The 22,557-nt window shown below is 72.4% G+C and carries 21 protein-coding genes; 11 read left to right on the forward strand and 10 right to left on the reverse strand.

From position 1 onward, the window contains the following. A complete protein-coding gene (locus ACP4J3_RS37200; protein WP_426540734.1) occupies positions 1 to 420 on the forward strand; it encodes a helix-turn-helix transcriptional regulator in 420 nt (139 codons plus the stop codon). Positions 421 to 489: 69 nt separating this feature from the next. After that, on the forward strand, positions 490 to 924 hold the full coding sequence (locus ACP4J3_RS37205) for a VOC family protein (protein ID WP_426540735.1): 435 nt from the start codon (positions 490 to 492) through the stop codon (positions 922 to 924). Positions 925 to 942: 18 nt separating this feature from the next. On the opposite strand, the gene cseC is transcribed toward ACP4J3_RS37205, so the two are convergent. The 5 genes from cseC to ACP4J3_RS37230 form a co-directional block, all read right to left on the reverse strand. After that, complete coding sequence (gene cseC, locus ACP4J3_RS37210; protein WP_426540766.1) at positions 943 to 2,511, reverse strand: two-component system sensor histidine kinase CseC; 1,569 nt, start codon at positions 2,509 to 2,511, stop codon at positions 943 to 945. Further along, the gene (gene cseB, locus ACP4J3_RS37215) at positions 2,400 to 3,104 is read right to left on the reverse strand and encodes a two-component system response regulator CseB (RefSeq protein WP_426540736.1); all 705 of its coding nucleotides are present in this window, start codon (positions 3,102 to 3,104) and stop codon (positions 2,400 to 2,402) included. Before cseB ends, cseC begins: the two co-directional genes overlap by 112 nt. 121 nt (positions 3,105 to 3,225) lie before the next feature. Further along, positions 3,226 to 3,951, reverse strand: a complete 726-nt coding sequence (locus ACP4J3_RS37220; RefSeq protein ID WP_426540737.1) for a hypothetical protein — start codon at positions 3,949 to 3,951, stop codon at positions 3,226 to 3,228. After that, a complete protein-coding gene (locus ACP4J3_RS37225) occupies positions 3,939 to 4,478 on the reverse strand; it encodes a SigE family RNA polymerase sigma factor (RefSeq protein ID WP_019756474.1) in 540 nt (179 codons plus the stop codon). Before ACP4J3_RS37225 ends, ACP4J3_RS37220 begins: the two co-directional genes overlap by 13 nt. Positions 4,479 to 4,818: 340 nt before the next feature. Then, the gene (locus tag ACP4J3_RS37230) at positions 4,819 to 5,760 is read right to left on the reverse strand and encodes an A/G-specific adenine glycosylase (protein WP_426540738.1); all 942 of its coding nucleotides are present in this window, start codon (positions 5,758 to 5,760) and stop codon (positions 4,819 to 4,821) included. Positions 5,761 to 6,012: 252 nt separating this feature from the next. Here ACP4J3_RS37230 and ACP4J3_RS37235 point away from each other — a divergent pair, with 252 nt between their 5' ends. Genes ACP4J3_RS37235 through ACP4J3_RS37245 form a run of 3 tightly spaced genes read left to right on the forward strand, consistent with a single transcriptional unit; the run spans position 6,013 to position 8,551 of the window. After that, complete coding sequence (locus ACP4J3_RS37235) at positions 6,013 to 6,885, forward strand: histidine kinase (RefSeq protein ID WP_426540739.1); 873 nt, start codon at positions 6,013 to 6,015, stop codon at positions 6,883 to 6,885. A 47-nt stretch (positions 6,886 to 6,932) separates the two neighbouring features. Further along, positions 6,933 to 7,895, forward strand: a complete 963-nt coding sequence (locus ACP4J3_RS37240) for a hypothetical protein (RefSeq protein ID WP_426540740.1) — start codon at positions 6,933 to 6,935, stop codon at positions 7,893 to 7,895. Further along, positions 7,892 to 8,551: a response regulator transcription factor gene (locus ACP4J3_RS37245; protein ID WP_426540741.1), complete on the forward strand. Its 660-nt coding sequence runs from the start codon at positions 7,892 to 7,894 to the stop codon at positions 8,549 to 8,551. The genes ACP4J3_RS37240 and ACP4J3_RS37245 overlap by 4 nt, the downstream gene beginning before the upstream one ends. Here the strand turns inward: ACP4J3_RS37245 and ACP4J3_RS37250 are convergent. Continuing rightward, positions 8,546 to 9,190 carry a phosphatase PAP2 family protein gene (locus ACP4J3_RS37250; protein ID WP_426540742.1) on the reverse strand — a complete coding sequence of 215 codons (645 nt, stop codon included), beginning with the start codon at positions 9,188 to 9,190 and terminating at the stop codon, positions 8,546 to 8,548. The two genes, ACP4J3_RS37245 and ACP4J3_RS37250, sit on opposite strands and share 6 nt — an antisense overlap. Before the next feature lie 186 nt (positions 9,191 to 9,376). Here ACP4J3_RS37250 and ACP4J3_RS37255 point away from each other — a divergent pair, with 186 nt between their 5' ends. Beyond that, complete coding sequence (locus ACP4J3_RS37255; RefSeq protein ID WP_426540743.1) at positions 9,377 to 10,177, forward strand: hypothetical protein; 801 nt, start codon at positions 9,377 to 9,379, stop codon at positions 10,175 to 10,177. A 52-nt stretch (positions 10,178 to 10,229) separates the two neighbouring features. On the opposite strand, the gene disA is transcribed toward ACP4J3_RS37255, so the two are convergent. Both disA and radA read right to left on the reverse strand, forming a co-directional pair. Continuing rightward, positions 10,230 to 11,354, reverse strand: coding sequence for a DNA integrity scanning diadenylate cyclase DisA (gene disA, locus ACP4J3_RS37260; protein ID WP_194042436.1), 1,125 nt, complete (start codon positions 11,352 to 11,354; stop codon positions 10,230 to 10,232). An 81-nt stretch (positions 11,355 to 11,435) separates the two neighbouring features. Beyond that, the gene (gene radA / locus ACP4J3_RS37265; RefSeq protein ID WP_426540744.1) at positions 11,436 to 12,845 is read right to left on the reverse strand and encodes a DNA repair protein RadA; all 1,410 of its coding nucleotides are present in this window, start codon (positions 12,843 to 12,845) and stop codon (positions 11,436 to 11,438) included. Between the two features lie 160 nt (positions 12,846 to 13,005). Here radA and ACP4J3_RS37270 point away from each other — a divergent pair, with 160 nt between their 5' ends. Continuing rightward, a complete protein-coding gene (locus tag ACP4J3_RS37270; protein ID WP_426540745.1) occupies positions 13,006 to 14,766 on the forward strand; it encodes a BACON domain-containing protein in 1,761 nt (586 codons plus the stop codon). Positions 14,767 to 14,779: 13 nt separating this feature from the next. Here ACP4J3_RS37270 and ACP4J3_RS37275 read toward each other — a convergent pair whose 3' ends face one another. Next, entirely contained in the window at positions 14,780 to 15,649 is an 870-nt protein-coding gene (locus tag ACP4J3_RS37275) for a hypothetical protein (RefSeq protein ID WP_426540746.1), read from the reverse strand. An 83-nt stretch (positions 15,650 to 15,732) separates the two neighbouring features. On the opposite strand from ACP4J3_RS37275, the gene ACP4J3_RS37280 reads away from it, so the two are divergent. The 4 genes from ACP4J3_RS37280 to ilvD all read left to right on the forward strand — a co-directional run bounded on the left by ACP4J3_RS37280 (position 15,733) and on the right by ilvD (position 20,241). Beyond that, the gene (locus tag ACP4J3_RS37280; RefSeq protein WP_426540747.1) at positions 15,733 to 16,665 is read left to right on the forward strand and encodes a Ppx/GppA family phosphatase; all 933 of its coding nucleotides are present in this window, start codon (positions 15,733 to 15,735) and stop codon (positions 16,663 to 16,665) included. A gap of 162 nt (positions 16,666 to 16,827) precedes the next feature. After that, complete coding sequence (locus ACP4J3_RS37285; protein WP_426540748.1) at positions 16,828 to 17,652, forward strand: sugar phosphate isomerase/epimerase family protein; 825 nt, start codon at positions 16,828 to 16,830, stop codon at positions 17,650 to 17,652. Beyond that, positions 17,649 to 18,257 carry a TetR family transcriptional regulator gene (locus ACP4J3_RS37290; RefSeq protein ID WP_426540749.1) on the forward strand — a complete coding sequence of 203 codons (609 nt, stop codon included), beginning with the start codon at positions 17,649 to 17,651 and terminating at the stop codon, positions 18,255 to 18,257. The genes ACP4J3_RS37285 and ACP4J3_RS37290 overlap by 4 nt, the downstream gene beginning before the upstream one ends. 130 nt (positions 18,258 to 18,387) lie before the next feature. Further along, positions 18,388 to 20,241: a dihydroxy-acid dehydratase gene (gene ilvD / locus ACP4J3_RS37295; RefSeq protein ID WP_426540750.1), complete on the forward strand. Its 1,854-nt coding sequence runs from the start codon at positions 18,388 to 18,390 to the stop codon at positions 20,239 to 20,241. 62 nt (positions 20,242 to 20,303) lie between these two features. Here the strand turns inward: ilvD and ACP4J3_RS37300 are convergent, their stop codons facing one another. After that, positions 20,304 to 22,409, reverse strand: coding sequence for a protein kinase domain-containing protein (locus ACP4J3_RS37300; protein ID WP_426540751.1), 2,106 nt, complete (start codon positions 22,407 to 22,409; stop codon positions 20,304 to 20,306). Positions 22,410 to 22,557: the final 148 nt, after the last annotated feature.

Here is a 22,557-nt window from a genome sequence, read left to right on the forward strand (position 1 = left end):
ATGGACAAAGTGCGGCAGTTGCGGCTGGCCAAGGACGCCATGGACCGGGAGTGGGCCGACCCGGGGCTCGACCTGGCCGCCGTCGCCGCGCACGCCGGGTACTCGCGGTATCACTTCGTGCGGGCCTTCAAGGCGGTGTACGGCGAGACGCCCGGGCAATATCTGACGCACCGGCGGATCGAGCGGGCCGAGGAGTATCTGCGGGCGGCCAATCTGACCGTCACCGAGATATGCCACCTCGTCGGGTTCAGCAGCCTCGGGACGTTCTCGGCGAAGTTCAAGGCGCGCACCGGGCTGTCGCCGAGCGAGTACCGGGACAAGCACGTCGGGCGCGGGGCCGCGCTGATACCCGGGTGCTACGCGATGCTCTGGACCGGGGGCTTCCGGCGGCAGGACAGCAACTCTGAAGAAGCGCGCTGACGGCGCCTCTGCCTAACGTGACGGAAGGAACCGCAAGGCAGAACAGGGAGAGCAGGGGAGAGCAGGGCCATGATCAAAGGGCTGGGCATCACCACCGTCTGGACGTTCGACCAGGCGCGGACCAAGGCGTTCTTCACCGAGAAGATCGGCTTCGAGGTGCGCAACGACCTGTCGATGGGCGACATGAGGTGGGTCACCGTAGGAGCCAAGGGACAGCCGGACGTCGAGCTCGCGCTCATGAGCCTGGACGGCCCGGGTCTGGACCCCGAGTCCTCCGAGGCGCTGAAGAAGCTGGTCGGCAAGGGCGTCATCGGGGCCGGGGCGTTCCACACCGATGACTGCCGGGGTGACTACGAGACCTTCAAGGCGCGCGGGGTGGAGTTCATCCAGGAACCCCAGGAGCGGCCGTACGGCATCGAGGCGATCTTCCGCGATGACAACGGCAACTGGTACTCGCTGACCGAGCGCAGCGCGGAACTCGACTTCGACAAGCCGTTCGAGTGAGCCGTACGCTGCCGGACGCTACGGCAGCATCGGGTAGCTCCCCGTGCTCGTCGGGGCGTGCTCCGGGAGCCACAGGACGGCCACCGCGCCCTCCGACGGCACATGGTCCGGGGCCCCGGCCGGACGCACGTTGCGGAAGGTCAGGCGGGCGCCGAGCACCCGGGCCTGGCCCGCCGCGATCGTCAGGCCGAGGCCGTGCCCGTGGCCCGCGCGGTCGCTGCTGCCCGTGCGGAACCGGCTGGGCCCGTCGGCGAGCAGCTCCTGCGGGAACCCGGGGCCGTGGTCGCGGACCCGGATGACCCGGCCCTCGACCGTGACCTGGATCGGCGGCCTGCCGTGCCGTGCCGCGTTGGCCAGCAGATTGAACAGCACCCGCTCCAGGCGCCGCGGGTCGGTCGTGACCTCCGACTCATGCACGACCCGGACCTCGATGCCGGGATCCTTCGCCGCGACCCGCCGGCCGACGAACTCCCCCAGCAGGATGTCCTGCAGTTCGGCCCGCTCCGAGGCGCCGTCCAGCCGGGCCACCTCCAGGACGTCCTCGACGAGCGTGCGCATGGCCTTCGCCCGGTCCAGGACCAGTTCGGTGGGCCGCCCGGGCGGCAGCAGCTCGGCCGCCGTCAGCAGTCCGGTCACCGGGGTGCGCAACTCGTGCGCGATGTCCGCGGTGACCCGGCGCTCCGCGTCCAGCCGCTGCTGGAGCGCGTCCGCCATGGCGTCCACCGCGCTCGCGAGGTCGTCGGTCTCGTCCCGGACGACACCCCCGATCGCGTCCCGCACCCGCACGTCCGGCTCGCCGCCGGCGACCTGGTTCGCCGCGGCCGCCGCCTTGCGCAGCCGGCGCGAGAGCTGCCCGCCGATGAGCACACCGAGCGCGCTGCCGCCCAGCACCACCGCGATGGACCCGATGATCATGGCCTGGTCGAGGCGGTTGAGGATGTGCTCACTGCGGTCGGTCCAGCCGGTGCGCAGCGACAGCACATGCCCGTCGTTCAGCGGCACGGCCGCCCAGATGTCGGGCGCGCCGCTCGGCGAGTCGGTGACATAGGTGGCCCGCCGGCCCTCCTCGACCTTCGTCCGCAGCGCCGCCGGCAGCTCCGGGTCGTCGATCGCGAGGTTGGGGAAGTTAAGCCGCTTGGACTGCTCATAGCTGCGCTGGGCGATCTGGATGCGCTCGTCCGCGAGGTCGCGCGCGCTGTCCAGCATCGAGACCCGGGCCTGGTTGTGCACCACCAGGCTCAGCACGATCGCCACGAGCGCGCCGACCAAGGCGATCGCCGCGCTCAGCTTCCAGCGCAGCCCCGTGCGTATGGCGATACGGCCGCCGATGCGCGGGCGCACCCGGCCACCGACGAGCGAACCCATGTGGACACCCGCCTTCTGCCCCGCGGCGATCTCCGCCGGTTCCGTGAGGCCGACCCGCCCCGCGCCGGAGGGAGCCGGACGTCTGAACATCCCCCGCATGCCGGCCCCGCTCAGGCCTTCAGCTTGTAGCCGAAGCCACGGACCGTCTCGATCCGGTCCTGGCCGATCTTCTGCCGCAGCCGCTGCACATGGACGTCGACGACCCGGGTGTCCCCGCCCCAGCCGTAGTCCCACACCCGCTCCAGCAGCTTGTCCCGCGACAGCACCGTGCCCGGCGCCGACGAGAACTCCAGCAGCAGCCGCATCTCGGTCGGCGTGAGCGCGACGGGCTGCCCGGCCCGGCGCACCTCCATGCCCTCGGTGTCGACCTCCAGGTCGCCGAAGGCCAGCAGACTCCCGGCGGCGCCGTCGCCGGCCTCCTCCGCCCGGTCGGCGCGGCCCGCGTGTCCGAAGCGGCGCAGCACCGCCCGGATCCGAGCGACCAGCACGGCACCGTCGAACGGCTTGGTCACGTAGTCGTCCGCGCCCGCCTCCAGGCCCAGCACCACGTCGATCGAGTCGGCGCGCGCCGACAGCATGATCACCGGCACGGTCGACTCGTCGCGGATACGGCGGCACAGGCTGACTCCGTCGAGGCCGGGCACCATGACGTCCAGCAGTGCGATGTCGGGACGGTTCGCCCGGAACGCCTCCAGGCCGGACAGCCCGTCGGGCATGGCGGTGACCGCGAAGCCGTCCCGCTCCAGGGCGAGCTGGGTGGCCTCGCGGATGACGTCGTCGTCCTCGACGAACAGGACGTGGGTCTGGTCTGCCATCCCGGTGCTCTCAGTCCTCGTGTTCTGCTGGGGGTGCGTCGGATGCTGCTCGGCCGCGCACGACATGTCCACTTGAGGGACGCGCGGAGCGGCCGATGCGTTCACGGCCGGCCGTCGGCCCTCAGTTGTCGGGCGACGCCGTCCCGCCGTCGCCGAGGTCGCCGTAGTCGGTGCGGGTGTCGTCCCTGAGGACGAAGCGGTCGGAGACCCACTGGTACGAGATCACGTCCTCGCTGGACGGGTTCGACAGCGCGTCGTCCTGGGCGTACACCTGCTTGGTCACCACAAGGTAGCCGCGATCGATCTCGGCGTAGACCGGGGGCTCCTCGGAGCTGAACACATTGCGGTACGAGCCGTCCTGCTCGCGGTAGACGTACGAGGCCACACCGACCCCGTCGCCGCAGGACAGCACGTTGACCACGATGTCCTCCGCGGGCGCGCCGGTCAGGTCGCCGTACGACACGTCGATGGGGTAGTCGTCGGACACGCACGGCGTCAGCTCGCGCTTGACCTGCGCCGAGACCGAAGGGTCCGTCTTGACCAGATGCGCGGCCTCCTTGCGGTCCGGGACGGCGGACGGCGTGGGCGTGGCCGACGGCGACGACACGGCCGACGGCGAGACGGTCGAGCCGCCCGCCATGTCGGCGCGGGCCGGGCCCTCGTCGCGGGTGCCGGTGCCGCCGGTCGCGCAGGCGGAGGCGAAAAGGGCGAGGGCGACGACCACGACCACCGCCGTGAACGCCGCCTGAAAGGTGCCGCCGTACGGGTTCCCGGGGCCGGTGTCCGTGCCCCTGTCACCCGTGTCCGTGTGCCCGGTGCCGCCCGTCGTCGTGCCTAGGCCGCGCAACGCTCCCGCTCCTCACGCTCCAGCGCGCGTGCGTCCAGATCGCGGCTCTCCAGCTCCTCGCGGAGCCGGGCGAGCGCCCGGTGCAGCGTGCTCTTGACCGTTCCGGCCGACATGCCGAGGGCCGCGGCCGTCTCCTCCGTGGACATCTGCTCCCAGTGTCGCAGCACCACGACGCTGCGCTGCTTGGGAGCCAGCACCTTCATGATGTCCATCAGCAGGGCGCGGTCCGCGTGCTGCTCGGTGGCGTCGTCGACCGAGGCGTCCGGAAGCTGCTCGGTGGGCACTTCCTCCAGCTTGCGCGCCCGCCACCACTCGGTCCGCGTGTTGATCATCACGCGGCGCAGGTAGGCGTCCGCGAGCCGCTTGTCCGCTATGCCGTCCCAGCGGTGGTACGTCCGCACCAGCGCGGTCTGGAGCAGGTCCTGGGCGTCGACCGGGTCCGGGACCAGCCGGCGGGCACTGCGCAGCAGCGCGTCCTGCCGGGTGCGGACGTACTCCTCGAACTCGAGCACCTCTCCCTGCGCCATGTTGACCGCCTCCAGATTCCCCGTGCCCGACCGGTCTGTTCGCCGTCGGATTCGCTGCCTGTGCTTCGTAGTCGTCCCCGCCTGTCGGGTACGGAAATGAAGCTACGGAGGCGTTGTCACGGCGCTGTCCGAAGCAGCCTGCGGCTAGCGCTCGGCTGTCCGTCGGTTGTGTAACGGAATCAGGAAAAGGACAAAACGACTGGAGAGTTGATGCAGCTATGTGGCGGTATGTCCAAGTCTCGGCAGTGTGGCGGCTGTGAAGTGTGTGTTGCGAGGGCCGTGTCCCTGTGAACTGCCGATGTGTCAGATCGGCCGATGCGGGTCGGATCGGCGATGTGCCTCAGCTCAGCGGCAGCCGGTACATCCCGCCCGGCAGCGGCTCCACCAGCCCGTCCGACACCAGACCGTCCAGGGCGCGGGCGCGCTGCACCGGCTCGTGCCACACCCGGTCCAGCACCGCCTGCGGAACGGGCGCATGCGCGTCGCGCAGCACGGCGAGCAGCTTGCCGCGCACCTGACGGTCGGTCCCGGCGTACGTCTGGCCGCGGCGCGGCGGGCCGTCGTGCGCCGGCTTGCCCGCGAGCCGCCAGGCGCACTGCGCCGCGATCGGGCAGCGGTGGCAGGACTCGTTCTTCGCGGTGCACACCAGAGCGCCCAGCTCCATCGAGGCCGCGGCCCAGCGGGCGGCGGTGCGCTCGTCCTGAGGGAGCAGCGCGCGGGCGAGCTTGCGCTCGGCGGCGGTGGTGGCGTTCGGCGGGTACTGCACGCCGGTGACGGCGCGGGCGAAGACACGGCGGACGTTGGTGTCCAGGACGGCGTGCCGCTGGCCGTACGCGAACGACGCCACGGCGGCCGCCGTGTACTCGCCGATGCCGGGCAGCGCGAGGAGCTGGGCGTGGTCGGTCGGTACGTCGCCGCCGTGCCGTTCCGCTATGGCGACGGCGGCGCCGTGCAGCCGCAGCGCGCGGCGTGGATAGCCGAGCCGGCCCCAGGCGCGGACGGCCTCGCCGGGGGCCTCCTTCGCGAGGTCGGCGGGGCGGGGCCAGCGGGACAGCCACTGCTGGTAGACCGGCAGCACGCGGTTGACCGGCGTCTGCTGCAGCATGAACTCACTGACCATCACCCCCCAGGGGCCGGCCTCGGGGCGCCGCCAGGGGAGGTCGCGGGCGTTGTCGTCGAACCAGTCGATGACAGGGCTGTGCAGCGGCCGGCCGAGGGGGCCGTCGGGGCCGTCGGGGTTGGCTTCGGCGTGGGGGTGCGGGGGCTTCGTGGGCGCAGTCATGGCTTTCCGATCCTGCCATGCTGGGGGCGGCGCGGTGGGTAGGCGGCGGTGGTGGTGCGTCTGTGGCTGCGGCTGATGCCCTCGTCCTCGAACACAGGACGGACTCGGCGCGGCATCCGCCGGCTGCTCGCCGAGCAGGAGCCGGACGGCTGATGCTCGCGGTCGAGGGCCTCGCCCACGACCCGCGCACTCGGGACGTACCTGACGATCGGCAGCAGTCGCACCCCGGCCCCCGCTTGTAGCGTCGTGCGGATGGAACGTCCTCGCATATGGCGGGCCTGTCTGCTGTGGGCCGCCCTCGTGTCGCCGGCGCTCACGGCCGACCGGCTCGGCATGAACGAGCCGCGTGCCGCGTGGCGGCAGTTGGCCGGCCTCGTCCTGATCGCCACCGCGGTCGCCCTGGCCCGGCGACACCCCCTGCCCGCCTTCGCGCTGACGGCGGCACTGAGCCTCGCCGCCGCCCCCGCCCTGTTCAGTGTCTCCTACGGCCCGGCGCTCGGCGTCTTCGCGCTGCTGCTCGGGCTGCGCGCGGCGCGGGTGCGGTACGCGGTGGCCGTCTTCGCCGGCGTCGGCTGTCTCGGTGCGGCGAGGATCGCGCTGTTCGGGGTCGATCCGGCGCCGGAGTGCGTGGTGCTGACCGGCACGCTGCTGTTCGGCTGTGTCTTCCCGTGGCTCGGCGGCCGTTACTGGCGCCAGAGCCGTCGGCTCACCGAGGCCGGCTGGAGCAGGGCCGCGCGCCTGGAGGGCGAGCGGGGCATCGCCGAGGAGCGGGCGCGGCTGCGCGAACGGGCCCGGATCGCGCAGGACATGCACGACTCCCTCGGCCACGAGCTGAGCCTGATCGCGCTGCGCGCCGGCGCCCTCCAGGTCGCCCCCGACCTCCCCGACCACCACCGCACCGCCGTCGCCGACCTGCGCGCGGCCGCCGCCGACGCCACCGACCGGCTGCACCGCATCATCGGCGTCCTGCGCGAGGAGGACGAGCCGCTGGCCCTCACCCCGCCGGGAGAGACCATCGGGCAACTCATCGCCCGAGCCGCCGAGTCGGGACTGCCGGTGCGCTGGGGACGCCTCCGGGCGGCGTCGCCGAGCACGTCCTGTACCGGGTGGTCCGCGAGGCACTGACCAACGCGGCCCGGCACGCACCGGGGGGCCGGGTCAAGGTGGCGGTGGTGAGGGAGGCGGATGGGGCGGCGGTCACGGTGACCAGTGGTGGTGGGGCGGGTGCGGTGGTGGGGGCGGAGGCGGATGGGGCGGCGGGCACGGTGGCCGGTGGTGAGCCGGGCGCGGTGGTGGCGGAGGTGGACGGGACGGTCGCCAAGGTGACTAATGGTGGCGGTCGGAGCCCGGCGGTGGGGGAGGCGAATTGGGCGGCGGGCGAGGTGGCCCGTGGTGATGGGCCGGGCGCGGTGGTGAGGGAGGTGGACGGGGCGATTGCCGCGGTGACTGGTGGTGGCGCGCGGGGTGCGGTGGTGGGGGAGGCGGACGGAACGGCGGCCGCGGGCCCGGCGGTGGGGACGACGGCCGCGGTGGCCAGTGACGGCGGGCCGGGTGTCGCAGTGGCCGACCGGATGACCGCGCCCTCCGGCGGCACCGGGCTGCAAGCCCTCCGCGCCGCCGTGACCGCCGTCGGCGGCGACTTCGAGGCCGGTCCCTACGGTGACGGCTTCCGCGTCCGGGCGTACGTCCCCGAACAGCCCCGCACGCCCAGCGCGCCGTCGGCCCCGCACACCCCCTTCACCCACGCCCGCCGCAGGGTCGCCCTCGCCCTCGTGGCCGCCGTCGGCGCGGGCGTCGTGCTCGTCGGCGGGGCGTTCACCTGGTACGCGTACACCGAGACCCACTCGGTGCTGCCGCCCGCCGCGTACGCCGAACTGCGCCTGGGCGCCTCGGCGGACGACATCGCCCAGGTCCTGCCGGACCGCGCCGTGCGCGACGCGCCCGTGGATCGCGCGCCCGGCCCGCCCCCGAAGGGCAGCGCCTGCCGCTACTACCGCGCGAGCGGCGAACTCCTCGTCTCCGTCGACCACTTCCGGCTCTGCTTCGACGACGCGGGACGACTCGTCGCCAAGGACGTGATCCCCAGGGTCGGGCTCTCCCAAGACACTTCCGCTGACAAGGAGTTCGCACCGTGATCCGCGTACTGCTGGCCGACGACGAGGCGATGGTGCGGGCCGGCGTGCGCGCCATCCTGACGAGCGGGGGTGAGATCGACGTCGTCGCGGAGGCCGCTGACGGACGCGCGGCCGTCGAACTGACGCGGGCCCACCGCCCCGACGTCGCCCTGCTGGACATCCGTATGCCCCGCCTGGACGGGCTGGCCGCCGCGGAGGAGATCGTACGGACCGCCCCCGGCACGGCCGTCGCGATGCTCACCACCTTCTCCGAACAGGCTTACGTGGCCCGCGCGCTCGGCGGTGGCGCCACCGGCTTCCTGCTGAAGTCGGGGGACCCGTACGAACTCATCGCCGGCGTACGGGCGGTGGCGGGCGGCGCGGCCTTCCTGTCGCCGAAGGTGGCCCGGTACGTCATCGACGGCCTCGGCGGCAGCGACGGACGCCTCGGTCGCGAGGCCGCCGCACGCGCGCGCGTGGCCGAACTCAGCCCGCGCGAGCGCGAGGTGCTCGGGCTCGTCGGCGCGGGCCTGTCCAACCCGGAGATCGCCGCCCGCCTGCACCTCGTCGAGGGCACCGTGAAGGCGTATGTGAGCGCGACGCTCGACCGGCTGGGCGTGCGCAACCGCGTACAGGCGGCGATCGTGGCGTACGAGGCGGGGCTGGTGGCGTCATGAGGCCCGGCGCATGTCGTACGACGCCGGGACGCGCTCCGGCCCCGGCCCCGTGAACCACCGCACGGCCGATGCCGACGAGGCCCGCATCGCCTCCGCGAGCCGGACCGCCGGACGAGTGCCCAGCCGCACGGCCACCACCGCGACGACGGCACCGAGGAGCAGCCCCGCCGCGACGTCACGCGGATAGTGCACCCCGACGAACACCCGCGAGAAGGCCATCAGGAGCGCGAGCGGCACCGTCAGCCGCAGCAGCGCGCGCCTGGTCAGGGCCAGGGCGACCGCCGCGGCGCCCGCGATGGTGGCGTGGTTGCTGGGGAAGGACCAGTCGCCGGGCGGCGGACAGGCGGCGAGGGAGGGAACGGCGCCGGCCACCGCCCGGCACGGACGTTCTTCCGTGACGCCGGACTTGAGCCCCTCACTGCAGACATACGCGACAGCCGTGGCCACAGGTGCAAGGGCCGCTATCGCGAACGCCCGGGGTGTGTCGCGCCGGGCCCGCCACCAGGCGGCCACGAACAGCGCGGCGAACAGCAGCAGTCCGGCCTCCGTCCATATCTCGGCCGTGTGCTGTACCCACATTGGAGTGTGCCGGGCGAAGCCGGTGATGTCGCGGTAGCGCTCCGCGTCCTCGAAGTCCATGGTCACGGACCGTAGGCGGGGCGCCGATACCGTCACACCCCGCGATCGACAGGTGTCACCCCTGACGGAAGACAGGGGGCGTGCGGCGGACGACGGGCGCCTGCCGGGATGATGATCCGGAAAAGTTGTCGTCCTGAGCGGCGGGTGGCGCAGGTTGACGCGCGGATCTCTCGTACAGTTTGCGCCGTGGGATCTCTGCGCAATCCGGTCGGGCCGCTTCCCTCCTCCATCTACTGGCGACGGAGGGCCGTACTGCTGTCCGTGGTCGCCCTGTTGGCACTGCTGCTCACCTGGCTGCTCACCTCGGGCGACGGAGGCGGCAAGAACAACGCGGGCGGATCCGACGGCAAGAATCCCGCACCCTCCACGATCACACCGGGTCCCTCGGGCTCCGGGCCGGCGATCAGCCAAGCGCCGGGCGGGCGCGACGAGTCGACGCCCGGCTCGGGCTCGGGCGGTTCGGGGTCCGGTGACGGTGGCGGGTCCGGGGACGGTACGACCACCGGGGGCTCCGGCGGGTCCGCGGGCGGCGGCTCGGGCAGCGGCGTTGGTGTGGACGACACGGTCGGTTCGGACTCCACGCTGCCCGACTGCGTCTCGGGCCAGATGAAGTTGACGGTACGCAGCCGCGACAACGCGTACGAGCCCGGCGAGACGCCCGCCCTGCTGCTGACGGCGACGAACACCTCCACCTACGACTGCAAGGTCGATCTCGGCCCGAAGAACGCGGTGGTGACGATCACTCAGGCGGGCTCCGAGGACGACCTGTGGTCCTCCGCCGACTGCCCCGAGGTCTCCGGCAGCCTGCGGTTCCGGGTGCCCGCCGGTTCGAGCATCACCTACACCGTGAAGTGGGACCGCAGGGCGAGCGCCCCGCAGTGCGCGACGCCCGCCGCCGGGTCGGCCGGGCCGGGGACGTATCTGGTGGAGGCCAAGACGCCCGGGTTCGGCACGGCGCAGACGTCGTTCGTGCTGGAGAACGACTGAGCGCTCCGCCGGGAAGCGCCGCGATGACAGCCCCGCCGCCCCTTCAGCCCTACTAGACGTACCGCTCCAGGATCGAGCTCTCCGCCAGCCGCGACAGCCCCTCGCGCACGCTGCGCGCCCGGGCCTCGCCGACCCCGTCCACCGTCTGCAGGTCGTCCACGCTGGCGGCCAGCAGCTTCTGCAGACCGCCGAAGTGCTCCACCAGGCGGTCGATGATCGCGCCGGGCAGCCGCGGGACCTTCGCCAGCAGCCGGAAGCCGCGCGGGGACACCGCCGAGTCCAGTGCCTCGGGGGAGCCGGTGTAGCCCAGCGCCCGTGCCACCGTGGGCAGTTCGAGCAGCTCGGCGTGGGTGAGGGCGTCCAGCTCGTACAGCGCCTCGTCGACGGTGCGGGAGCGCTTGGCCGTCGGCTCGGGGACGTAGTCGCGCACCACCAGCTCGCGCTCGGGCTCCACGCCCGCGATCAACTCGTCCAACTGGAGGGCCAGAAGGCGGCCGTCGGTGCCCAGCTCCACCACGTACTCGGCGATCTCGGTCGCGATGCGCCGGACCATCTCCAGGCGCTGCGCCACCGCCGAGACGTCGCGGACCGTCACCAGGTCCTCGATCTCCAGCGCTGACAACGTTCCCGCGACCTCGTCCAGGCGGAGCTTGTAGCGCTCCAGGGTGGCCAGGGCCTGGTTGGCGCGGGAGAGGATCGCCGCCGAGTCCTCCAGGACGCGGCGGTGCCCGTCCACGTACAGGGCGATGAGCCGCATCGACTGGGAGACCGAGACGACCGGGAAGCCGACCTGCTTGCTGACCCGGTCCGCCGTACGGTGCCGGGTGCCGGTCTCCTCGGTGGGGATCGTCGGGTCCGGGACGAGCTGGACGCCCGCGCGCAGGATCTTCGACATGTCGGACGACAGCACGATGCCGCCGTCGAGCTTGCACAGCTCGCGCAGCCGCGTCGCCGTGAACTCGACATCCAGGACAAATCCGCCCGTGCACATCGCCTCGACGGTCTTGTCGGAGCCGAGCACGATCAGTCCGCCGGTATTGCCGCGGAGGATCCGCTCCAGGCCGTCGCGCAGGGCCGTGCCGGGTGCCACGGCGCTCAGTGAGGCGCGCATCAGGCCATCGGCACCGGAGCTCCCACCGGACTTTCCGGGAGCTGCTGCCCGGTCGTTGGCTGCCACTGCACTCCTCCGGTCGCAGGTTCTGGGGCGCTCCCGTTTCGCACATTCGGTTCGTACGGACGGGCGAGACCAGGGCAAAGTCTACCGGCGGTCCTCGTCGTCCCGTGGGGCCTCTCGCCGACGCGAGCGCGGAAGGACCCGGAGCGCGTCCCCCATGTCGGCCACTTCCAGCACCTTCATGCCGGGAGGGATCTTGCCCGGGTCGCCCGGTACGAGGGCGTGGGTGAAGCCCAGCCGGTGGGCTTCGGCCAGCCTGCGCTGCACGCCCGTGACCCGTCTGACCTCGCCCGCGAGGCCGACCTCGCCGATCGCGACGAGGTTCTTGGGGAGAGGTGTGTCACTCGCGGCGGAGGCCAGCGCGAGGGCGACGGCGAGGTCGGCGGCGGGCTCCGACAGCTTCACCCCGCCGACCGTCGCGGAGTAGATGTCCCGCTTGCCGAGCGCGCTGATCCGGCCGCGCTGCTCGAGGACGGCCAGCATCATCGAGACCCGGGAGGTCTCCAGACCGGACGTGGTGCGGCGGGGGGAGGGGATCTGCGAGTCGACGGTGAGCGCCTGGACCTCGGCGACCAGGGGGCGGCGGCCCTCCAGGGTGACCGTCAGACAGGTGCCGGGGACCGGTTCGTCACGGCGGGTCAGGAAAAGTCCGCTTGGGTCGGCGAGGCCCGTGATGCCCTCGTCGTGCAGTTCGAAGCAGCCGACCTCGTCCGTCGCTCCGTAGCGGTTCTTGACGCCGCGCACCAGGCGCAGGCGCGCGTGCCGGTCGCCCTCGAAGTGGAGGACCACGTCCACGAGGTGCTCCAGGAGGCGGGGTCCGGCGATGGCCCCGTCCTTGGTGACGTGTCCCACAAGGAGCGTGGACATCCCGCGCTCCTTGGAGGCCCGGATCAGCGCGCCGGCCACCTCGCGGACCTGGGCCATGCCGCCTGGCGCGCCGTCGATCTCGGGGGAGGCCACGGTCTGCACGGAGTCGAGGATGAGCAGCGAGGGCTTCACCGCGTCCAAGTGGCCCAGCACCGCGGCCAGATCGGTCTCGGCCGCGAGATACAGATGGTCGTCGAGGGCACCGATGCGGTCGGCGCGCAGCCGCACCTGGCTCGCCGACTCCTCGCCGGTGACATACAGCGTGCGGTGCTCGTCGCTCGCCGCCTTGGCCGCCACGTCCAGCAGCAGCGTGGACTTGCCGACGCCCGGCTCGCCCGCGAGGAGCACGACGGCGCCGGGCACCAGACCCCCGCCGAGCACCCGGTCCAGTTCGGCGACCCCGGTGGAGCGCGCGGTCGCCTGCCGCCCGTCGACCTGCCCGATGGGCAGCGCAGAGCTCGTCACCCGCCCCGGCGCGGTCGTACGGACCGCAGGCGCGCCGTACTCCTCGACCGTCCCCCACGCCTGGCACTCGGGGCAGCGGCCGAGCCACTTGGCCGTCTGCCAGCCGCACTCGGTGCAGCGGTAGGACGGGCGGTCCTTCGTGGTCTTGGTACGGGCAGCCATGTGAGGAACCGTAGCCGAGACCACTGACAACCCGGGCTCGTCATGGACGAGCCACGGAATCCCGCGTTCCTGTCCCCCATTGAGGGATCGTTTCACCCGTATGGATTAAAACAGCTCAAGCAGGCAGAAGGCGCCGCCGCGAGCCGCCTACGGTCCACCAATGATGAGCAGCACTCCCCAGACCTCGACCCGCACCGCCGGCGCGCATCGGGCGCACCGGGAGGCGCGTGATCGTGCGGCGGCGCGTACGTTGGCGCAGCGGCCGCCCGCGCGCTACGAACCTTATCTGGACGGGCTGTTCACCTACTGCCTGTCCGTCCTGTGCGACCACGACGCCGCGACCGCCGCCCTCGGCGACGTCCTCGCCCTCGCCGAGCGACGCGGACAGCGCGTCCCTCAGGCCGCCGCGGACCGCCGGCCCTGGCTGTACGCGCTGGCCCGCTGGGCGTGTCTGCGCAAGCTGGCCGAGGCCAAGCAGAAACGTCAGGGCAGCCATGCGGCGCGGTCCGGCGCGCAGCGGCCGACGGGGGAGCGGGCCGCCGGGACGGAAGCCGACGCGGTCCAGGAGCAGCGGCGCCGCGAACTCGCCCTGCTCGCCTGGCCGGAGGCCGCCGGCACCACCCCGGAGCAGCGCGAGGCCCTCGAACTCGCCGTGCGCCACCACCTCGCCGCGCACGAGGTCGCCGCCGTCCTCGGCCTGGACCTGGCCACCGCCCGCGAACTGCTCGCCTCCGCCGCCTGCGAGGTCGAGCGCACCCGCGCGGCCCTGGCCGTCGTCGAGATCGGCGCCTGCCCGAGCGTCGCCCGCCTCACCGGCGACAACCAGCTCGTGCTCGGCACGGCCCTGCGCCGCGAACTGGTCCGGCACGTCGACGACTGCCCGCGCTGCCGCCGCACCGCCGAGCGCGCGATCCCCGGCCGGTGGCCCGGCGCGGCCGTCACCCCCGCCGAACTGCCCATCCTTCAGGCGCCCCGCGCGGCCCTGCACATGGCCCTCGCGCACCAGCCACGCGCGCGTGGCGGCGCCGTGCCGCGCTTCGACAGGCGTGGCTTTCCGATGGACCCGAAGGATCGTGCCGCCCGCAGGGACCGGCTACGCGCGCGTGCCGTCACGACGACCGTCGTCGCCACCGTCGTCGCCGCCCCGGTCCTCGCCCTGTGGGCCGCCTACCGGTCCACCCCGACCGCCGACGGCGCCGACGGCGGCACCGCCAGCGCGAGCGAGGCACACGGCCCCGGAGCCCTCGACGGCGAGGCCGCCGACGGCGGGTACGAGAACACCGGCAACGCCGGCACCCGGCCCGGCGGCCACTTCGGCGAGGAGCACGGGACGGACGTCCTGGTGGAGGTCGTCAGCGTCAGCGGCGCGCGCGGGGCGGGCGCCGGGCAGCTCGACGTCGCGGCCGACAGCAGCGGCGACACCACCCTCATCACCCTCACGGCGACGGGACGCACGCCGGTGCGCTGGTCGGCGAGCACCGGGGCGCACTGGCTCTATCTGAGCCGGTCGGCGGGAACGCTGGCGCCCGGCGAGTCGTTGACGATCAAGGTGTACGTCGATCAGTTGCGCGAGCCCTCCGGCCACTGGAGCGCGCGCGTGGCGATCGCACCGGCCGGCGCCGTCGTCTCCATCGAGGGCTACGGCACCGCCCCGAGCCCCTCCGACCCGGCTCCCCGCCCCACCGAGCCGACGACCCCCGCAACCCCCGCAGACCCGCCGCCCTCGTCCTCCGGACCCGACCCGACCCCGACGACACCGCCCCCGTCCGACCCGGCCCCGACCGACCCCACCCCCAGCGAGCCCACAACGAGCGAGCCACCGCCTTCGTCGCCCGAGCCGTCATCACCCGACCCGCCCGACCCGACGAACTCGACACCACCACCCAGCGGAAGCGGTGAGCCGAGCCCGTCGGGGTCGTAGGGCTGAGCGCCGCTCAGTCGACAGGATCCGCCGGATGCGGTGCCAGCAGGGGCAGGTGCGACGCCAGGCGCTCCTCGCACAGCTCGACCAGGCGGTCGTAGCCCGCCTTGCCCATCAGTTCCGTCAGCTCCGCCCGGTAGGACACGTACACCGGATCGCCCGCGCCGTGCGCCGAGGTCGCCGAGGTGCACCACCAGTGCAGGTCGTGGCCGCCCGGTCCCCAGCCGCGGCGGTCGTACTCGCCGATCGACACCTGGAGCACACGGGTGTCGTCGGGCCGCTCGATCCAGTCGTACGTCCGCCGGATCGGAAGCTGCCAGCAGACGTCCGGCTTGGTCTCCAGCGGCTCGCGGCCCTCCTTCAGGGCCAGGATGTGCAGCGAGCAGCCCGCGCCGCCCGGGAAGCCGGGCCGGTTCTGGAAGATGCAGGAGCCCTGGAAGGGACGGGTCTGCCGGTCGCCGTCCTCGTCCTCCGAGATCCAGCCGTGCTCCATGCCCTCGTCGTGGTGCTGCCAGATCTCCGGCGTGAGCCTCGCCACATGCTCGGCGACCCGCTTCTCGTCGTCCTCGTCGGAGAAGTGCGCGCCCAGCGTGCAGCAGCCGTCGTCCGCGCGGCCCGCCTGGATGCCCTGGCAGCCGCTGCCGAAGATGCAGTTCCAACGGGAGGTCAGCCATGTCAGATCGCAGCGGAAGACCTGCTCGTCGTCCGCCGGATCAGGGAACTCCACCCATGCGCGGGCGAAGTCGAGCCCCTTCTCGTCCGGTTCCATGGAGCCCTTCTTGGACTTCTTCGACTTCTTCGACGTCATGGCTGACTCTGCCTGCGAAGAACCCTTGCCGGATTTGGCCGCCTTGTCGTTCTTCGCCTTTTTCGTCTTTGGCACGGGACCAGGGTACGGCGTCGGTACCTGCGACTTCGAGGACGGAGGGGACGGAGGATCGACCGGGTGGCAGTAGCGTTCCGTACATGAGACTCGGTGTCCTCGACGTGGGATCGAACACGGTGCATCTGCTGGTGGTGGATGCACACCCTGGCGCGCGCCCGCTGCCCGCGCACTCGCACAAGGCGGAGCTGCGCCTTGCCCAGCTTCTCGACGACAGCGGGGCCATCGGTCCCGAGGGCGTCGACAGGCTGATAGGTGTCGTCCTGGAGGCGCTGCAGGCCGCCGAGGACAAGGGCGTCGAGGAAGTGCTGCCGTTCGCGACGTCCGCGGTGCGCGAGGCCAGCAACGCCGATGACGTGCTGGCCCGGGTGAAGGGCGAGACCGGCGTCGAGCTGCAGGTGCTCACCGGCGAGGACGAGGCGCGGCTGACCTTCCTGGCCGCCCGGCGGTGGTTCGGATGGTCGGCCGGGAAGCTGCTGGTGCTGGACATCGGGGGCGGGTCCCTGGAGATCGCGTACGGCATCGACGAGGAGCCGGACGCCGCGGTGTCGCTGCCGCTGGGCGCGGGACGGCTGACGGCCGCGTGGCTGCCCGGGGATCCGCCGGCGGCCGAGGACATCAGGGCACTACGGCGGCACGTCCGGGCGGAGATCGCTCGTACGGTCGGCGAATTCAGCCGGCGCGGGACGCCTGATCACGTCGTGGCCACGTCGAAGACGTTCAAGCAGCTCGCCCGGATCGCCGGCGCGGCGCGCTCGGCGGAGGGCCTGTACGCCCAGCGGGAGCTGAAGCGGGAGTCCCTGGAGGCGTGGGTGCCGCGGCTGGCCGGGATGACCGCTGCGCAGCGTGCCGAACTGCCCGGGGTCTCGGTGGGGCGTGCGGGGCAACTGCTGGCGGGGGCGCTGGTGGCCGAGGGGGCGATGGACCTGTTCGGCGTGGAGACGCTGGAGGTGTGCCCGTGGGCGCTGCGGGAGGGCGTGATCCTGCGGAAGCTGGATCAGTTGGCGGTGGGGTGACAGAGGCGTGGGGTGCACGCCCCGCGTGAACCCCGCCACACACCCCCACCCCACCCATCCGGCATAGGCCCAGTTCGCACACCTGGCCGGTACTGAGCCCTCCCGGCAGCCGTACACCCATGGGTTCCCGCGTTCTCCGTGCCGCCCCGTACTCTGTCCTTCGTGGCAGAACCAGCGGTGCGCATCCCGGATGCGAAGGTCGCCCTGTCGACGGCCTCCGTCTATCCGGAGTCGACGGCGACGGCCTTCGAGATCGCCGCGCGCCTCGGGTACGACGGTGTCGAGGTCATGGTGTGGACCGACCCGGTCAGCCAGGACATGGAGGCACTGCGGCGGCTGAGCGACTACCACCGCATCCCGATCCTCGCCATCCACGCCCCCTGTCTGCTGATCACACAGCGCGTCTGGTCCACGGACCCGTGGACCAAGCTCCAGCGGGCCCAGGCCGCCGCCGAGAAGCTGGGGGCCTCCACGGTGGTGGTGCACCCGCCGTTCCGCTGGCAGCGCCAGTACGCCCGGGACTTCGTCGCCGGCATCTGGCGCATGGCCAGCGAGACGGATGTGCGGTTCGCCGTCGAGAACATGTACCCCTGGCGCTACCGCGACCGCGAGATGCTCGCCTACGCCCCCGACTGGGACGTGACGAAGGGCGACTACCGGCACTTCACGATCGATCTCAGCCATACGGCGACCGCCCGGGCCGACGCGCTGCACATGATCGACCGCATGGGGGACCGGCTGGGGCACGTCCACCTCGCCGACGGCAGGGGATCGGCCAAGGACGAGCACCTCGTCCCCGGCCGCGGCACCCAGCCCTGCGCCGAGGTGCTGGAGCGGCTCGCCCTGAGCGGCTTCGACGGGCATGTCGTCATCGAGGTCAACACCCGCCGCGCGATGTCCGGCGCCGAACGCGAGGCCGACCTCGCCGAGGCGCTCGCCTTCACGCGGCTCCATCTGGCCTCGGCGGTCAGGGTGTCCCGGCCGTGACCGACGCCTCCGCCGGCCGACGCCGGGGCCGCCCCCCTCGTACGGAATCCGCCGGCACCCGCGACCGCATCCTCGACGCCGCCCGCGAGGAGTTCTCCGAGCGCGGCTACGACAAGACGTCCGTGCGCGGCATCGCCAAGTCGGCCGGCGTGGACTCGGCCCTCGTGCACCACTACTTCGGCACCAAGGAGCAGGTCTTCGAGGCGGCGGTGGAGGTCGCCTTCGCCCCGGCCCTGAAGGCGCGGGACGCGGTGCTGGGAGGGCCTCTCGACGACGTCGGGGAGCGCATGACCCGCGTCATTTTCGGGCTCTGGGAGAACCCCGTGACCCGCAAGCCGCTGCTCGCCATCGTCAGGTCGGCGTTCAACAACGAGGCCGCGGCCGCCGTCTTCCGGCGGCTCGTCACCGCTCAGCTGTTGCGCCGCATCGCCGGCGAGATCGACGCCCCGGACGCGGAACTGCGCGCCGAGCTGGCGGCCGCGCAGCTGGTGGGCATCGCGATGATGCGGTACGTCATCAAGATCGAGCCGATCGCGTCGGTGGGCATGGAGGAGATCATCGCGCGGGTGGCGCCGGTGGTGCAGGGGCATCTCACCGGGCGGTGACGTTCGGGTACCTGGCCCGCGAGACATACATCCCGTATTCCGGACACCTCGTCCCGCCCGCTGGATGACCGGCGTACGCTCGTCAACAGTCAGAAGTCTCTGATCGCAGTCTCTGAAGGAGCGAGCGACGATGCCCGAGCTGAGGTCCCGCACAGTCACCCACGGCCGCAACATGGCGGGCGCCCGCGCCCTTATGCGCGCCTCCGGTGTACCGGGTGCGGACATCGGCCGGAAGCCGATCATCGCCGTCGCGAACTCCTTCACCGAGTTCGTCCCGGGTCACACCCACCTCCAGCCGGTGGGGCGGATCGTCAGCGAGGCGATCCGTGAGGCGGGCGGCATCCCGCGCGAGTTCAACACGATCGCCGTCGACGACGGCATCGCGATGGGCCACGGCGGCATGCTGTACTCGCTCCCCTCCCGCGACCTCATCGCGGACAGCGTGGAGTACATGGTCGAGGCCCACTGCGCCGACGCCCTGATCTGCATCTCCAACTGCGACAAGATCACCCCGGGCATGCTGAACGCGGCCCTGCGCCTGAACATCCCGACGGTCTTCGTCTCCGGCGGCCCCATGGAGTCCGGCCGCGCCACGCTGGTCGACGGCACGGTCCGCACCCTCGACCTGGTCGATGCGATCTCCGACGCGGTGAACGACAAGATCTCGGACGAGGACATCCTCCGTATCGAGGAGAACGCCTGCCCGACCTGCGGCTCCTGCTCCGGCATGTTCACCGCCAACTCGATGAACTGCCTGACCGAGGCCATCGGCCTGTCCCTGCCCGGCAACGGCTCGGTGCTGGCCACCCACACGGCCCGCAAGCAGCTCTACGTCGATGCCGCTCGCACGGTGATGGACATCACGCGCCGCTACTACGAGCAGGACGACGACACGGTCCTGCCGCGCTCCGTCGCCACCTTCGCGGCGTTCGAGAACGCCATGGCCCTCGACATCGCCATGGGCGGCTCGACCAACACGATCCTGCACCTGCTGGCCGCCGCCCAGGAGGCGGAGGTCCCGTTCGGCCTCGAGCAGATCGACGCCGTCAGCCGCCGGGTGCCCTGCCTGGCGAAGGTCGCGCCCAACGTCGCCAAGGACCGCACGTACTACATGGAGGACGTGCACCGCGCCGGCGGCATCCCGGCCCTGCTCGGCGAACTGCACCGCGCCGGCCTGCTGAACGAGGACGTGCACGCCGTCCACAGCCCCTCCCTGTCCGACTGGCTGAAGACCTGGGACGTGCGGGGCGGCTCGCCCTCGGCGGCGGCCGTCGAGCTGTGGCACGCGGCCCCCGGCTGCGTCCGCTCGGCAGAGGCCTTCTCGCAGTCCGAGCGCTGGGAGGCGCTCGACGAGGACGCCGAGGGCGGCTGCATCCGCAGCGTCGAGCACGCGTACTCCAAGGACGGCGGCCTCGCGGTCCTCAAGGGCAACCTGGCCGTCGACGGCTGCGTGGTGAAGACGGCCGGCGTCGACGAGTCCATCTGGACCTTCGAGGGACCGGCGGTCGTCTGCGAGTCGCAGGAAGAGGCCGTCGAGAAGATCCTCAACAAGCAGGTGACGGACGGCGACGTCGTCGTCATCCGCTACGAGGGCCCCAAGGGCGGCCCCGGCATGCAGGAGATGCTCTACCCGACGTCCTTCCTCAAGGGCCGCGGCCTCGGCAAGACCTGCGCCCTGATCACCGACGGCCGCTTCTCCGGCGGCACCTCGGGCCTGTCCATCGGCCACGCCTCCCCGGAGGCCGCGTCCGGCGGCACGATCGCCCTCGTCGAGGACGGCGACCGGATCCGCATCGACATCCCGAATCGCTCGATCGAGTTGCTCGTCGACGAGGCGGAACTCGCCCGCCGCGAGCAGGCGTTGAACGGGGCGTACGCCCCGAAGAACCGCGACCGCAAGGTGTCGGCGGCGCTGCGGGCGTACGCGGCGATGGCGACCAGCGCGGACAAGGGCGCGGTGCGGGACGTGACGAAGCTGGGCTGACCCCCGTAGGTCGGCGGCAGGAGGCCGTCCCTTCGGGGGCGGCCCCTTCGCCTTGGGCTACGTCACCAGGCCGCCGGGGTACGGGCATCGACGGCGAACACGGTGCCGTCCGGCGCGGAGGCGTAGACGTGGCCGTCGGCGAGCAGCGGCTCGGGCAGCACGGCCGCCACCCCTTCGCTGCTGTCGGCGAGCCGGGCCGGCGTCTGCCCCAGGAGCCTGCCGTCGCGGGCGTCCACGGCGAGGAGCCGGCCGTCGGGGGCGCTGACGTACACCCGGCGGCCGTCGGCGACGGGCGACGACATCCGCGTCACGGACGTCTCCTGGTTCCAGATCTGCTCGCCCTTGTCCATGTCGACGGCGACCAGTGCACCCCCGGCGCCCACGAGATGGACGACGCTCCCGCGCACGGAGCCGTGCGCCTGCTGGACCGGCAGCGGCAGCGTCACACGCCGCGTGGTCCGGTCGGCGGGGGTGTAGCGGACCACGGTCTTCGTCTCGCCGTAGATCCCGTCGACGGCGATCAGGAAGACCGACCCGTCCGACACGCCGACGGGCTCCAGCGACCCCTTCAGCCGGGCGTCCCAGCGCACGTCCCCCGTGGCCGGATCCACCGCGGTGACCCGGGTGCCCGACCCGTCGGCGGAGGCGGTCGCCGTGTACGCCAGCGGATCTCCGGCGAAAGTGAGGAAGTACGGCTCCTTGTGCCCCGGGACGGGACGCTTCCACTCGGTGTCACCCGTGGCGGCGTCCACGCCGGTGACCATGCCGCCGGCGCCGGTGAGCAGCAGCATGCCCTTGACGCTCACCGCTGCGCTGTACGCGGGCATCTTCCGCTGCCAACGCGCCTTGCCCGTCGCGGGATCGAGCGCCTCCAGCCGACTGCCCGGCCCTGACGACGGGTGCACGAGGCCGCCGGCCACCGTCGGCGCTCCGCTCACGTGCGACGCGTCGACGGAATGCCGCCACAGCAGACGGCCGTCCCCCGGGGCGAGCGCGTAGACGAGGCCGGTCTGCGCGCACAGCACCTTCCCGGCGCCGTAGGAACACTGGGGCGTGCCCTTCCCGGGCGCGGGTGCCTGCGCCCATGCGCTGAAGGCGGGCGACGCGGAGCGCGGCGCGGTGTCCGGCGGCTTCGGGTCGTCCCCGCCGAGCAACCGCACCGAGGCCAGCGCGGCGACCATGACGAGCCCGAGGGCACCCGCCCCGAGCGCCGCCAGCTTGGCCCGGCGTCTTACGGGACGGGGGCGGGGCGGCTCGGCGCGTGGCGCCCTCGGCGGCTCCACGCTCTCGTCCGACGCACTCGCCCGCGGCGCCGGAATGAACGCCTGCGTGTCGTACGACGCCGCCACCGACCGCAGCTCCCGCATCAGCTCGTCGGGCATCGGCCGGTCCTCGGGCTCCTTGGCGAGGCAGCGCAGCACCAGTGGTGCCAGATTCTCCGGTACGCCGGTCAGCTCCGGCTCGTCATGGACGACCTGGTAGGCGACGACATACGGACTGTCCGAGTCGAACGGCCCCCGTCCCGTCGCCGCGTGCACCATCACCGACCCGAGTGCGAAGATGTCCGCGGCCGGCCCGACCTCCCGTGGCCGCCGGAACTGCTCGGGTGCCATGAACGGCGGCGTACCGATCAACTTCCCGGTCTCGGTCCGCAGCTCGCTGTCCTTTGGCCGGGAAATACCGAAGTCGATGACCTTCGGCCCGTCCTCGGCGAGCAGCACATTGCTCGGCTTGAGATCCCGGTGCACCACGCCGACCCGGTGAATGTCGCGCAGCGCCTCCGCCAGCCCCGCCATCAGCCGGCGCAACTGCGAAGGCTCCAGCGGGCCATTCCGCTTCACATGGTCGGAGAGCGTCGGGCCGGGGATGAACAGCGTGGCCATCCAGGGCCGTTCGGCCTCCGGATCGGCGTCCACGACGGGCGCGGTGAACGCCCCGCTGACCCTGCGCGCCGCCCCGACCTCCTGCCGGAAACGCCCTCTGAACTCGGGATCCCTGGCGAACTCGGCATGCACGACCTTCACCGCGAGCTGCATGCCCGAGGTGCTCCGGGCCAGATGCACAACGCCCATTCCGCCGGAGCCCAGGCGCTCCTGAAGACGGTAGTGACCGGCGTACTCGGGAAGTTCCGCTTCCGCGCCCGCTCCGGCGTTCCGCTGTGGCGCCATGGGACCACCCCCGTGCTGTTCGTCGGCGCGCGCGACGCACGGAGCCTAGTCGATGACTCGTACGAGACAGAGGCGGCTTGCTAGCCTCCATGTTCCAAACACGCACATGTGTGCGTGGCGTGATTTGGGGGAATCAACGGGACCCCAT

Origin of the sequence: Streptomyces sp. UG1 (assembly GCF_049974585.1) — a bacterium.
Lineage (GTDB): Bacteria > Actinomycetota > Actinomycetes > Streptomycetales > Streptomycetaceae > Streptomyces.